This window comes from Rhodococcus sp. JVH1 (assembly GCF_000280725.2).
Taxonomy (GTDB): domain Bacteria; phylum Actinomycetota; class Actinomycetes; order Mycobacteriales; family Mycobacteriaceae; genus Rhodococcus_F; species Rhodococcus_F jostii_A.
The window spans coordinates 1,192,839-1,206,422 of the sequence record NZ_CP166290.1 but is presented as its reverse complement, the minus strand read 5'-3'; the positions used below and the strand labels follow the sequence as shown (position 1 = coordinate 1,206,422).

At 62.6% G+C, this 13,584-nt stretch carries 12 protein-coding genes; 6 read left to right on the top strand and 6 right to left on the bottom strand.

The window, feature by feature from the left end:
• Window positions 1-532: 532 nt before the first annotated feature.
• The 3 genes from JVH1_RS43240 to JVH1_RS43230 all read right to left on the bottom strand — a co-directional run bounded on the left by JVH1_RS43240 (window position 533) and on the right by JVH1_RS43230 (window position 2,674).
• Window positions 533-1,345 (bottom strand): hypothetical protein, encoded by an 813-nt coding sequence (locus JVH1_RS43240; RefSeq protein ID WP_009473029.1) that lies wholly within the window; start codon window positions 1,343-1,345, stop codon window positions 533-535.
• Window positions 1,346-1,766: 421 nt separating this feature from the next.
• On the bottom strand, window positions 1,767-2,126 hold the full coding sequence (locus JVH1_RS43235; RefSeq protein WP_157173920.1) for a hypothetical protein: 360 nt from the start codon (window positions 2,124-2,126) through the stop codon (window positions 1,767-1,769).
• A 236-nt stretch (window positions 2,127-2,362) separates the two neighbouring features.
• Complete coding sequence (locus JVH1_RS43230) at window positions 2,363-2,674, bottom strand: hypothetical protein (RefSeq protein ID WP_371113187.1); 312 nt, start codon at window positions 2,672-2,674, stop codon at window positions 2,363-2,365.
• 70 nt (window positions 2,675-2,744) lie between these two features.
• Between JVH1_RS43230 and JVH1_RS43225 the strand changes: the two genes are divergently transcribed.
• Window positions 2,745-3,002: a hypothetical protein gene (locus JVH1_RS43225; RefSeq protein ID WP_009473031.1), complete on the top strand. Its 258-nt coding sequence runs from the start codon at window positions 2,745-2,747 to the stop codon at window positions 3,000-3,002.
• A gap of 397 nt (window positions 3,003-3,399) precedes the next feature.
• Here JVH1_RS43225 and JVH1_RS43220 read toward each other — a convergent pair whose 3' ends face one another.
• Window positions 3,400-4,065, bottom strand: coding sequence for a restriction endonuclease (locus JVH1_RS43220; protein ID WP_009473033.1), 666 nt, complete (start codon window positions 4,063-4,065; stop codon window positions 3,400-3,402).
• Window positions 4,066-4,298: 233 nt separating this feature from the next.
• The gene (locus JVH1_RS43215) at window positions 4,299-5,318 is read right to left on the bottom strand and encodes a hypothetical protein (RefSeq protein WP_009473034.1); all 1,020 of its coding nucleotides are present in this window, start codon (window positions 5,316-5,318) and stop codon (window positions 4,299-4,301) included.
• Between the two features lie 525 nt (window positions 5,319-5,843).
• On the opposite strand from JVH1_RS43215, the gene JVH1_RS43210 reads away from it, so the two are divergent.
• From JVH1_RS43210 to JVH1_RS43195, 4 genes are all read left to right on the top strand, one after another.
• Window positions 5,844-7,247 (top strand): dsDNA nuclease domain-containing protein, encoded by a 1,404-nt coding sequence (locus JVH1_RS43210; protein WP_009473035.1) that lies wholly within the window; start codon window positions 5,844-5,846, stop codon window positions 7,245-7,247.
• On the top strand, window positions 7,244-7,816 hold the full coding sequence (locus JVH1_RS43205) for a hypothetical protein (RefSeq protein ID WP_009473036.1): 573 nt from the start codon (window positions 7,244-7,246) through the stop codon (window positions 7,814-7,816). The genes JVH1_RS43210 and JVH1_RS43205 overlap by 4 nt, the downstream gene beginning before the upstream one ends.
• A 1-nt stretch (window position 7,817) precedes the next feature.
• Window positions 7,818-9,758 (top strand): AAA family ATPase, encoded by a 1,941-nt coding sequence (locus JVH1_RS43200; RefSeq protein ID WP_009473037.1) that lies wholly within the window; start codon window positions 7,818-7,820, stop codon window positions 9,756-9,758.
• A gap of 1,197 nt (window positions 9,759-10,955) precedes the next feature.
• Window positions 10,956-12,035, top strand: coding sequence for a YhcG family protein (locus JVH1_RS43195; RefSeq protein WP_043777698.1), 1,080 nt, complete (start codon window positions 10,956-10,958; stop codon window positions 12,033-12,035).
• 248 nt (window positions 12,036-12,283) lie between these two features.
• On the opposite strand, the gene JVH1_RS43190 is transcribed toward JVH1_RS43195, so the two are convergent.
• Window positions 12,284-12,748: a helix-turn-helix domain-containing protein gene (locus JVH1_RS43190; RefSeq protein WP_009473041.1), complete on the bottom strand. Its 465-nt coding sequence runs from the start codon at window positions 12,746-12,748 to the stop codon at window positions 12,284-12,286.
• A gap of 481 nt (window positions 12,749-13,229) precedes the next feature.
• Between JVH1_RS43190 and JVH1_RS43185 the strand changes: the two genes are divergently transcribed.
• Window positions 13,230-13,571: a hypothetical protein gene (locus JVH1_RS43185; protein WP_009473043.1), complete on the top strand. Its 342-nt coding sequence runs from the start codon at window positions 13,230-13,232 to the stop codon at window positions 13,569-13,571.
• Window positions 13,572-13,584: the final 13 nt, after the last annotated feature.

Here is a 13,584-nt window from a genome sequence, read left to right as displayed (position 1 = left end):
ATGCTGGAACCACGACCCAGAAGATCTGTTCACCTGGACCGGAGGTGACGGTGCCTGGCGCGCACGGACCGTCCTACAGGTGCGTGGACAACTCAGCCACCAACCACTGATGCACTCCGAATGCGCAGAGATACGGCAGGTGCAGCTCAGCGAAGCGGGCTATGCCGAGCTGAAATCCGCCTTCCCATCGCTCGCCAGATCACTGGTCGTAACCCGCAGGCTCCCCGCCAGCCGGCGACAAGGAAGGCCCGAGGAAACCCATTCGGACAGCGTAGTTTTGATCGACACCCCACCATCTGGGAAAGGATCGACATAGGTTCGTTTTACGCCGCCGCCCCACCATGAGAAACCAAGTCGACACGGGGATGGCTAATGTCAGCGGGCAGAGATTTGGTGTTGCGCCGACGACACGGGATCACTTCGCCCCTTCCATGACGTCGGCAGTGGAGGCATGCATCTGCAACGCTCTCCGAGAGGTTTGCACCGCCGCCTTCGATCTCACCCCGAATAGAGGCGGTCATGCTCTAAGCATTTAGCTCTCCCTCTCCTGTTCGTGAAGTCCGCGGGCCACTCTCAGCAACATCTCGTCCGCCTCCTTTGTACGGTCCAAAGCATTGCCAAACACTGGAGGCATGACATTTTTTCTTAAAAGCATCGGTAATGCATCACGGCGCGTGGCGATCTCGTCGAGCGCCGCGGCGCTATGCGGCATGTGTAGGCTGGGCGCTGCGGGATCAGCAAGAGCCCACAACTGAGCCGCAGTATAGGCTGACGAAGGCCCGATCGTAACCGACATCTGCGCAATCATCGAATACTCTTCTCCGATGTGTGCATGCGCTCCGACAGACGCTATGCAGAGGCTGAGCGCGGATTGATCAGCCTCAAGTTCAGTCGTCAGCAGTACGTCTGAACTAGCGGAAGATCGAGTGTGTTTGGGATGTTTCGCCAAAATGTGGCCCAGTTCATGCGCGATAATGAACTGTTCGGAAGCAGCCACAACAGCCAACCTTGTATTGACCGTGCGGACGAACTCCTCGTCACCTTTGAGGACCGCGGAATATCGGTGGCCGTAGGGGTCGGGACCCACGTCGTACAAGTGCCGGACACGGCTCAAGACCAGCATTGTGGCTTGAGTCACCAATTGAGTTCGACGGTGGGCGAGCTCGCCGACATCACCGAATCCGAATATGTCCGTGCCCGATCCAGGACTGGCATACCCGTCAAGGTCGATCCGAATCGACCTGAGGTTCGAGTAGAACTCATGCATCGATCGAATCATCCTGATCAGACCTACGCTGATGAAAATGAAGTCGACATCGCCCGATCCAGTTTTTGCGCTGGCCATGAACTCTCGACTCCAGGCCATCCTGACTGATACTGGCCGCGCATCAATGAGGTCACGATGGTCAGGACGAACCTCCGCGAGAAGAGAAAGCAGGAGCCACTGGAGAAATATATCCCCGTCATTGTCATAGGATTCGGGATCGATGCACCACCCATATCCCAGCTTCCGCGTGAGGTGGGGGTACGCCTTCAGCAAATCGGCGATTAATTTGAGTACGGATCTCCCACCTCCAACAGGACGTCTCACCATGTCGGACTCGTCCCGATATTCCTCAACCAGGTCGAGCGCCGACGTTGCTGCCGCCCGGACTGACCGCCCGGACGGGCCCCACATACTCATATCGGCAACATCTGGGCGAGTCCGAACCAGCGCGCGTTAACCAATTCATACGCCGTTCCATTACTCCACACTGACAATCGGATCACTGAGTGGCGTCCTCTGCCGTGTCCCAATAGATAGCGCAGTACTTCAGTACACCTGCTCTGACCGTGAGCACGGCGATGGAAACCGAAACCTCAGAGGAGACCTGATAGTGCTGAAGTACGAGGTCTGCAATCGCGGATCCTAATGCGACCGATTCCCCATTGTCCTGTGAGAGTTTTCGAATCTCATCGCTAGTACAAATTTGCTCACGTAGCTTTGCTGTGAGGTTGAGGTATGCCTGCTTTCCTCGCCTCAAGGGGTCGCTAGGAAACGCTCCGTATTCAGACAGTCCGATCGTCCGGTAGAGGTCGTCATCAGACCGAGTCAGGGCGGCTTTTACTTCGGCGTAGCTACTCATGCACAGTTTTTACCACGCCAACCACCTGCAACCTCAGTGTCATTCATCCGAGTGATATCCGACCTCGCACTGCACGAGACATCGCAGCGACTACTTCTCTTAAGCGCTGGGATGATGGGAGTGAGGTAGTCAGGCCTCTCAGAGGAAGCTGCGTGGAAGGCTGTGTCTACCGTGTTCGAGCCATCGCGCTGTCGGATGTTCTGCCGGATGCGAGGGGTGTCGTCGGAGGATCTCGATCAGCGGGTCAGGTTGACCACACATGCGTCGAGGGCTTGGACACGCTCGTCGCCGGGCGAAACACGCAGTGGAGCGTCACTGGCCTTCGCAAACGAGGTCGTATTCCGCGCACCCCCGGTGGACGCGTACGCGGTCCCGTTCGAGATCACCCACACGTCGGACCGGTTCTTGACCTTGCCGGAAGCGTCTACCGTGGTTCCGCCCACGAAAGTCAGCGGACCGGAATTGATTACCGTGCCGTTGATGAGCGACAGCCCCGTCTCCGAGAAGCCCGATTGCACGCGAGAGACCAGTGCGTCGTCGGCGGGCACGCAGCGCGGGTCGGACGCGGGCTTCGACGGTGCCGCCTGCGGCTGACTCACCGAACCAGATGGAGCTACCGTGGGCGCCGACGATGACGGAGCCACCGCCGGCGTGGTCGTGGCCGACCCCGGTGCCGCGGACGTGGCCGATGTCGCGGCCGAGTCTCCATTCGACCCGCACGCGGTCAACGACAAAAATGCACAGGCGGCGCCGGCCGCGAACAACGTCCTCATGCAGCGTATTCAAGCAGACCCAGCGCGCCTGCTCGTCACCCGAGCGGGCTGTGGATGCCAGGCCGTGTCGGTGAGCCGGTCTGTCAATACGTTGCATGAATGAATCTGCGGCGCAGCGTATATGCTCTTCAGCTCCCGCCATGCGAGGACACCGGCAGCTACGGCGCCGGACTCGCGTCTGTCGCGAAGAATTAATAATACGGACGAGGCGGCGCAGCTCACCATAGGTGAGGTCGGAGGTACGGCATCGAGATACCCAGATCGCCGGCGATTCGCATTTGGGGCCGCGGTTCACACCCGACCTAGTCAGATCCGTTTCTCGAGTGCCCGCCTGGGTGCAGTCGCGTTTGTGCGATACCGACGTTCACGGATGTCGCACAGTACCGTCCACACGAACATGCCGACGAGCGTGAGCATCACCACCCCGTAGGGCCTCATGCTGCTCTCGGCCACGAACACCCAGCCTCCCCCGGTCAACCACAACGAGAGGTAGATTCCAATCAGGATCTTCGGTCCTCCCAGTGGATTCTTCGGACGCGCGGTGTGGCCGCCTTCCACTGGAGATGAGTGCCGTACCCGGCAGCGGCCCAGAACAGGGCTGCGGCACCGGCAAGCACAACCCCGAGGACAGCACCCCATCCCGAGCCGTACCACGCGATCAACACCGCGATCTCCGCCAGCAGCACGGCAACGAGCAGCGCGGACAACGGCGAGAGTCCAGCCGCCGAAGGCGACGGCCGAACATCCTTCTTCGGCGGGGAAGGGCTTGCGACAGCAGGCGCGATTTCGCGCGGATACTCCAGCGCCAACTCCTCCACCAGACGCCCCACCGGGTTCGCTGCGGCGATCCTGCCCAGCACGTCATAGGTGAACAGGGCGATACCCACAGTGTCGGCGTAGGCCACCGCCTGCCGGGAATACCCGGCCGCGGAGAAGAACAACAGGTCGCGGGAACGATCCTCACCGCGGGTACCATACAGTCGTTGCAACGCCGGTCGGCCGGTCTGGTAACTCTCCTGCTTCACCTGCGCCACTGCACGATCGGACACGACGTCCACACCACCATCGGCGCCACGACCGGTCACGCGCGCATCGGAGTAGCCCAACTCGCGCATGCGGGCAGCGGCATTTAGCTCCGCAGCCTCCGGAGTCGTGAGGTATTCCACCGCTCACCTCGCTCTGCACCCTGAGAAATTCGAATCGTAGTCAACCAGTCACACCGTCGTTGGGCGTTAGTCGACTCTCGCCGTCACTGACAGCTCAGGCTCTCGGTTTGCTGGATAGGCATGAGGTTGCGCGCTGGCGGTTTGGTTTCGATCACGCATGCAGCGACGCGTTGCCAGGGACCACGGGAAGGGTGCCAGACCCCTGGCACGGCGTGCGCGGAGCGATGGCGCTGTCAGCAGAATCGGCCGCGGCACCGGCCGCCCCACCCTCCCCCGCCTCCACTTCCTCCACCACCGCTGGTGTCGAGATAGAGCTCACCCTGTTCGTTGTACCGCCAGTTCCTGAAATCATCATCGCTCGTACCGAATTCACCGTCGGGACCGCGGCGCACGCGGGTGAGCTCGTCGTCACGCTGCTTCTTGAGCACATCTTCGGCTTCCTTGGCCCTGCAGTCGGCTTGGAATCCGCCGTGCCCGTCCCAGGCGATTCGATGAGCATCAAGGAGTCGGGGAAAGAGCGAGAGACTCGGGTTCAGCTCCAGGGGCGCGTAACCGGCATACATCTGTTCCTCGACCGTGTTGGGTGCCACGGCCGACAGGTTGATATCCGGGTTGACCAGGGAGCCCAGCCCCTCGGCGAGGATCGTCTCATTCAACGACGTGCCAGTCGGCAGGTCGGGATCTGGGGCCTCACTGGTCGGTGCAGCGACGCTACGAGTCGCGACGCTGGTGGTGGTGCTCGGGGCAGTGGGGGTGCTCGGGGCGGTGGTGGTCATACTGGAGCCTGGCTCCCGCGTGGTTGAGGTGACTGGTGCAGCGTCCGACGCATCCGCCAGGTACACGAATCCGTCCTGACTGAAGTCGATGGTGCGACCGATCTGCTTCGTTCCTCGCACGATAGTGACCTCGGTACCAGGTGGCGCGAGCTGACTCAGGCGGGCAAGTACTGCTGCAGTCGTCTCATCCCTATCCGCGAAGTGCTTACAGCTGGGCGTGCCGACGTGAGCAAGCACAACCGACTCGAAGTGGTCGCTGCCGAGATTCACCCGCAGCACCGGGGAATGGTAGTCACCGCCGTACGTATCCACGGTTCCAGACCACACCGGCTGATCCTTCAGCGGCACGAGAGCTGCGGCACCGGTGCGGGAACCAGAGCCCGAGTCGTCAGTCCCGTCGTCGTTGCAGCTGGCGAACAGCATGAGAACGACCAGGGCGGCACCACCCATCGCCCACTTCTGCTGCTTCCCCGCCATCGATGCCTCCCACGTTTGGTTGCCCGGAGTTTGCCGTCCGGGACCGCGTGAGCTTAGACCGCGAGTCGTGCCAACTCAGCGGCGGGATTGGCTGCTGGCCGGAACCTCACTCATCCAACCCGGTTCGAGTAGTCCGTTCCCCGCGCGCGGCGGGACCCGCCTGGTTTCGAGGGTGTCGCCCTTCGGAGAGCCGAAGACGACGGAACCAGCTTCTCGGGAGGGTGAGCACCCAAGCAGCCATACGTATCGGTTGGTTACAGATGACCTTGCCGCTGAGTTGACCCGCTGCAACCGTGCTATCAGTTGACATCGTCTCACTTTTCGCGCCGCGGGTAGATGGCCACCGGTACGGCGCAGGATTCCATAGCCCGTGTCATTCATGTGAATGACAGACGGGCTCAATGATACTGGCGATCCCTGAATCCAAGAGCTAAACCATGAGGCGAGGCAAGTGCTTGCACGCAGGTGTGGTAACTCTAAGGATCTTGCTCCCGTCGTGGGCGGGGGCGACGATGAATGCGCTCTGTGCGCGCCGGGCAGGGGGCGTTAATGGTCAGTGCGGCAGAACCGCACGCCGAGGCAGGAGGTCTCGGTGAGTCGACGCTGGCTCCTTCCGGCGCCGACGGTCTCACCCATCTGGTATTCGGGCTGGCTCCTGCGGAGGACAGCGGATCGGACACACTGGGACGGTACCGCTATCAGGCGGAGGTGGCCGCCCGTGATTGCCTGACCATGCTCACCGAGGAAAGCATTGACTTCATCGTGTGCGAGTGGCACGAGGACTTTGTGGTGGCCTTCACCGATGGATCGGTGGAACTGGTCTCGGTCAAGCACCGGGAGGAGAGCCAGGGCCCCTGGTCGGTCACGGAGCTGTGCAAAACCGGAGGGTTGGCGCACCTCTTCGACCGCTGGTGTGCGTGTGAATGCGCCCCCAACGTTCGACTGAGGCTGGCTACGAACGCCGCGATGAAGCCGAGCAAGAACAACGCTGGCACACTTGCGCGGATGTGCGGTCCGGAGCCGGAACTCACCAGCGGGTTGACGGACATGGTGAAGACGGTCGCCCATCAAATGCTCAAGATCCGCTGGAAGCAAGAGTATCTCAACATCCCCCTGACCCCGGAGGTGAAGCTCGCCGATATTCAACCGCCCGCTGGATTCGTGGAGAAGGTCAGACGCTTCCTCGCTGTACTTGAGATCTCGTGTGCTCCTCCGCAGCGCCGCTATATCACAGACGTCAATATTCAGAGACTCCTTGCACCTGCCGTCAAAAGCCTGGAACTGGTGGACGTCGACCTCGAGGCAACTTACCGGGCAATCGTAAACCGGATCGAGCAGGCCAACCGCGACGAGGAAGACCGCAGCCAACTCGCGGTGTACATCGCCGACCCCACCCGGGTCCGCTACAACACACAGCTGCAGCAGCGCATCAGCCGACGCCAGCTGACCCGAACCATCATCTACGAAGAGTTCGAATACACGACGGTGCAGCCTCCAACCGTCCCGCGTGGCCAAACTCCCGTCGTGGCTCCGGGAGGCATCAGACTTCGACGCAAGTTGAGTCGTGGACAGGTGCTGTCGGACGAGGCGGAGTTCGCCGAGTCGCTTCGCTCGGCGTGGTTCACGACCTGGTCCGGGCGACGTTCTGGATTGGTCGGCGACGAAACGGACTTGATGAACCTGTCGTTCGACGTACTTGACACTGCATTCAAATGCCGCCGCCACGCGCGCAGCGAGGTCAACGACGGCAGCGCATTCGGGACCGAAATGAACGAGCTGCTCGCCGAACGGCTCACCGTCGACGCGCTGTCCTCTACCCCGCCCTTCCCTCTCAACGACCTGCACTTGCGCGGGCTGGCCTACCAGTTGTGCGACGAGTGCCGCTTCTACTTCTCCGAGCCGTTCGACACGGACGAGGAAGCCTCGTGACGCACAGTCTCGACTTCGAAACCGCAGCAGCGCGCATGCGGACACAACAGCGCGCGGCCGAACAGCGCGAAGCCCATTATCACGAGGCTCGCGTTCTCCTACTCATCTCCCAGTTCACCACGGCCAAAAAGGGTCTGGCAGGCCTGACCAAGCTCGCAAAACTCGACTTCCTTCTGCGCTATCCCGCGATGCTCGAACGTCTCCTACCCTCTGGTGTGGCGTCCTGGCCGGAAGGGACCGCCCCGACCGGGCCGGAACGCCTGGCCGTCGAAAGCCGGATGACTCGTTACAAGTACGGGCCCTGGGACCAGCGTTACTACAACATCCTCGGCTCACTCGCCGCCCGCGGCCTGATCACGTACGGAGACGGCGCCAGAGCCGAATTCTTGGCCACCCCGCAAGGTGTCGCAGCCGCGACCGCCCTCGCCGCAACACCCGAGTGGTCGGTCGTCGCGGACCGGGCCAAGTTGTTGAAGAGGCATTTCAACAAATCAGGTTCGGCCTTGAAGGACCTCATCTACGACCGTCTGCCCGACGCGGTAGACCGGCCCTGGCGAACGGAAATTTGACGTGGCCGTCCACCTGCGCTTCTTGTCTCTGACAGTCACCACCGCCGAAGCTGAGAGCACCTACCGTTTCGACAAGCCGGCCACCGTCATTACCGGCCCCATCGGCACCGGCAAGTCCAGCCTGCTCATGCTTCTCAAGCACGTCGTCGGTGGCAATGCAATGCTCACCCCAGCGGTCCGCGAGAACGTGCTCTCCGTTCAGGCCGAGATCGCAGTCGGCACCGAACGCACTGTCGTCAAACGAGCGATCGATGGAGACACCACCGACCGCGTCGACCTGCTCGATCCCGACACACTCACTCTGCGCTCGTCCCTCCCCACACGGACCACACCGGGTGAGAACACCGTCTCCGACCATCTCCTCGACGCGCTCGGCTTCCCCCGCGAACAGGTCGCAGCTCGACGCGACGGGGTGTCGCGGCCCCAGAACCTCACATTCAACGACCTGTACGCCTACGTCTACATGCAGGCACGCGAGATCGACCGGCAGGTCGTCGGCCACCTCGACTCATATTTCGACCCCAAACGCAAAGAACTCTTCCGGCTAATGTTCGCGCTCACCAACAGCACGCTGATGGAACTCAAACGAGACGCCAGCGCACTTGCCGACGAGCTGAAATCCAAGACCTCCGAACACAAAAGCGTCGATGCGTTCCTCCTGGCATCCGATCCCCGCAGCGACGACGAACTGCGTGCCGAACTCACCGAACTCCGCGACACTCTGCAACGAGCCGAATCGACGCTGTCCGCCCTACGCTTTGAACTCTCCGAACAATCCGCCGCCGATACCGCGCTGCGTGAGGAACTGCAGTACGCGATTCAAATCGCACGACGGGCCGAGGAAGAAGTAGTAGCCGCACGTGAGTTGGTAGATGCACGCCAGGCGGTGGTCGCCCAAGTCCAACTCGACGTGTCTCGACTCAACCGATCCGCCACCGCAATCGACCGCCTTGCCCCATTCCAGTTCGTCCTCTGCCCGCGCTGCATGCAATCGCTGACCGGCCGACACATCGCCGAGGATCATTGTGTCGTGTGTCTGCAACCCGATCCCGTCGGAGCAGACATCGACCCCGCCGCCATCGAGGAAACCCGCGCGGTGCTGCACCAGCAGCTCGAGGATGCGCAGCACATCGAACAGTCCGACATCGCACACCTTCAGGCCGCACATCAGCAGGCTCAGCAAGCCAGCTTCGTCGTTGCCAGCCTGCGTAGGGAGCTCGATACTCAAAGCCGCGATGTAGTGGCCCCACGATTTGATGCAATCGCCGATGCCAGTTCCCGCGTCGCCACGCTCAAGGCCAGCATCGACGCTGTCACCCAGTTGCGAGAATCCTGGGCCCGTGTCCGCGCGATCGAAGCGAAGATCCGCGAAATCAAGAGAACCCGCAGGCAGATCAACAAGGAGATCAAGGATATGTCCGAGCAACTTGCGGCCCGCCAGGCGACAGTGATAGCCGAGCTCAGCACGGAATTCGGGAATCTGCTCAGAAGCTGGAACTTGCCCTGGGTCAACACCGCCGTTATCGACAGCGACAGCTACCTGCCCATGGTCAACGGCCAGCCCCTCGAAAGCCAGCAGGCATCCGGTGGTGGTATCGCTACCTCCATCAACGTCGCCTACAGTCTCACGCTCCTCGCATTCGGGCTCGATCACCCCGATGTCCTTGTTCCGTCCCTCCTGATCATCGACTCTCCTCGTAAAGCATTCGGCAACAACGAATCCGACCGACAGCGAGCAACTCAGATCTACAGTCGCTTCCGCACACTTGCCGATGCATACGGCGAACGTCTCCAACTCATCATCGCCGACAACGACCCCCCGCCAATTTCGAGCGACTCCTTCGGCAAGGTGGAGTTCACCTACGAGAACCCTATGGTGCCCGGAGTCCACCACCCCGGACCCGACCACGTCGTCCGCCTCGAAGACGGCGCAGACAGTTAAGATTTCGCTTGCCAATTCGGACCGCCCGATTCGTGCGGCGATCTCAGTGCACCTGCGGAGCCGACGCGATCGAACACCTTGACGCCGCTCACCTCATAGTCGGCGCTGGAAGCGCACGGTTCCCCTGTCGTGGCCGCGGCTCGAAACGGCTTCGCGCGAAGAACAACAGCGGGCAATCTCCGGGGTGGCGCTCCCTGAGCTACGTCAACCCGCAAGCAGATTGACCTCCGCGGGGCCCTGTGAAAAAGTTGGCCTACCCCTCGGACCTGCACACCCGAGGGGACCAAATCTGAGTGGCCATACGCTCGGCGGCTGCCGTCTCGGTCAACCCACTACTTCAGCTCGTTGCGCCTGGACTGGACCAGGAGTGACCCCGTGAGGCCATGACCGATGTTCTTGATTGCGTGCCAGGAATTTACGCCCATACGCATCCACCTCGTGCTTCCTTTGTCGGATCCTTGACGGTTACTTTCAGCACCGCTTCTGAGTGACTCCAACACCGGAACGACGATCGTGAAGACAAAAACACTGCACACGGTCACGGCCAACAACACCGTAATCGGTGCTCCAGACCCAAACCACGCGCAACGAGCCGACTATAATTATAGTAGTCCCGTCACATCAGCCCCACGGGCCCCTCCTCTCGCGCATGTGAACCAGTTCGCTGCCGAACATCCAGGTCAAGAGCGTGGCGCGACTTCTTCGAATCAATCATCCCGACGGCGTCGAAGACTAATCCGTGTGCGTTGGCCCGCAGTGAGGTCCCGTGGGGCGTGGGTGGCAGTCGCGACTGCGCGAGCCGCACGCGCTTCGCTTCGACCGCGCCACGCGCGACCGCGAAGGACTGGGGCGAGGGCCCTCACCACGTCCCGCCTAGCGTCACCTGCCCAGCGAAGACACGCTGGTCCCGCCGGAGTTCGGCGGGCGGGCACACGATTGAGCTGCCAATCAGCGCTGCTGTGGCCTGCAAAAGGAGGGGCCCACCTCCCACAGGCCGGGGCGCTCGGAACGCTTTGACCTGTGCTTCCTCGGTCGAACTGCCTCGGCCCAATTGCGCAGCAGCTTGCTGCGCAATTGTCCGTTCCCTCGCTTCGTCGTCTTGAGGAGCGACAGGAAGTCGACGCCCCCGAAGGTAGGCAGCGGTGTCGGCACGCCCAGTTTCACCCCCTGTCGGTTGGATGGGAGAAGATGGCGACGATGAGTCGAGCAGAAGAAATCGAGCCCGCCGGCTACGGCGCATTGCTCGAGGACATCAAGTCCCAGGTCCGCACCGCCCGTGTCCACGCCGCTCGCAAGGTCAACACGGAGCTGATCCTCCTGTACTGGAAGATCGGGAAGCTGATCCGCGCTCGGCAGAGCGAGGAAGGGTGGGGAACCCGGGTCATTGCCCGGCTCGCCGACGACCTCCGCACCGAGTTCCCCGGCATGCGAGGACTGTCCCAGCGCAACCTCGTCTACATGCGCACCCTTGCCACCGAATACCCCGACCCAATTGCGCAGCACCCTGCTGCGCAATTGCCGTGGGGACACATCCTCGTCCTCCTCGACCGTCTCCCCGACCCCCGTGTCCGCGACTGGTACGCCGGCCAGGCCGCCCATCACGGCTGGTCCCGCGCCACACTCGTCCATCACATCAGTTCTGATCGGCATCTGCGGGTGGGTGCCGCCCCGAACAATTTCCCCAGCACGCTGCCGGCGCACGAATCCGACCTGGCCCACGAGATCCTGCAGGATCCGTACAACCTCGATTTCCTCGGCCTCGACGCCGGGTACAGCGAGCGCGACCTCGAAGACGCCCTCATCGGTCGGCTCACCCATTTCCTCATCGAGCTCGGTGGTGGCTTTTCCTTCGTCGGACGCCAGTACAAGCTCACCGTCGGCAACTCCGACTTCTACCTCGATCTGCTGTTCTTCCACCTGGGCCTGCGCCGCTTCGTCGTCTTCGAGCTGAAAATCGGCCACGCCGAGCCCGAACACATCGGCAAGCTCAACTTCTACGTCAACGCCGTCGATGACCTGCTCCGCAAGCCCGACCACGGCGACGGCACCACCATCGGAATCCTCCTCGCCGCGGACCGCGACGACATCGTCGTCGAATACGCCCTTCGCGGTCTGGAATCGCCGCTCGCCGTCAGCACCTACACCACGCACCGGTCCCTGCCCGCCGACGTCCGGCCCGCCCTGCCGACAGCCGCCGACCTCGCCGACGCCATCCGAGACGTCCGACACCCGAACAACCCCCAGACCCCCCTTACCGGACCAGCAACCGACAGCTGAACACCCGCACCCCTGGGTGCCGGGGAACGCGTTGCAACGCAGAGTCCGGGCACCTTCGCGAGGCATCGCACGCCAGGCGTCCCGCGCCAGATACCGGTCGATGATCGTGCGGCGCAGCCGCAGCCGGGCCGGGGATGCCGCAAAGCGGATCATCGTGCCGGTGTCGGATTTGGTGTGCAGTGGGCCACTGGGTACGGACATGGCGGTGAGCTGCGCGGCGACCTTGCCGCGCAGCGGATCCGGGGAGTTCACGCAGACCGTGCCGCCTGCTGCAGGGCGTCCTTGTTGCGTTCCATCAGCCGCCCGATCTCGTCGTCGGTGAGCAGGCCGCGGTAGTAGGCGCGTTCGATCTCGTCCCAGCTACCCGGCTCGTACGCATCGGCCGAGACTCCGCCGCTGACCGGGACATGGCCGAAGGTGAAAGGCCAGTCCAGCAGAACCTGCATCATCTCGTCGCCGCTGATCTGGCCGGCGGTGCGGCGGTCGATGACCTCGGTCGGTGTCCGATCGAGGAGGGTTGGGTTCTCCAGCACGGTGCGCAGCATGCGATGAATCGTCGGTTGTGAGATTCCGATGTGCTCATGGATCACCCGTTGGGTGATGTTGGCGGCGTTCGCCTCGGCCACCGCCCGCAGGACGTCGAGGTCGGCGACCCTGCGCCGGGCGGCCGCAGCATCGAGTGCGGCGACAGCCTTGTGGTCGATGGTGTCCACGACAAGCACCTCCTCGTGTGATTCATAATGAATCATCCCACTACAGGGGACCCACACCCGCCCGACACCGTCCACCCATCACCGATCTCACCGGGCCTCGACGCATTCTGGTCCGTCCCCCTTCGATGCGCCCCCACATCAACCGCTCGGCCGCCGAGTCGGTCACCGGGGCGTCGACCCTGACACCGCAATCCTCCGACACGGACCTGCCGGCTCGATGCGGGTTCGGGCGCCTTCATCAATGGCGCCGAGGAGAAATTACTTAGCAAAAAGAGTTAGCACTCTCCTGATCTGAGTGCTAAATTCTGATGGGGTCCGGGTCACAAGCTGGAGACCCTGACCGAGTCGCAACGACCGGCCACTGACGCTGCCTCGACAACTGCCGCGCAAGTTCGTGGACCGAACAGTCCCGACGACACCTCCGGCCCCGTAACGCCGACACGTCCGCCGGCTCGACTCGTCGACCGTACGAAGGAGGATCATGACCGCCGCCGTCCCCCGCAGCCCCCGCGCCGACAACCGCATGAGTTCCGCCGACGACAACGGCAACGGCAACGGCAACGAGAACCGGAAGCGGCATGGTTCCCGGTTGCCCGCCCTGTCGATCACCCTCGGGGCGCTGTCCGTGGCGTCGTTCTGGGTGGTCGGACTCGGCTTCCTCTTGGGCGTGGCCGCGGTGGTCTGCGGCGCCGTCGCCACGTCGCGGTCCGCGGTGGCCGACGACGAGGCGGCATCCTTGCGGGCCCTGCTGGGCGTCGTTGCCGGCGTCGCGGGGATTACCGTCTCCGCGATCGCTCTGTTTCCCGTGCTGGTGCAGCTGTGAACCGCGCACGAGC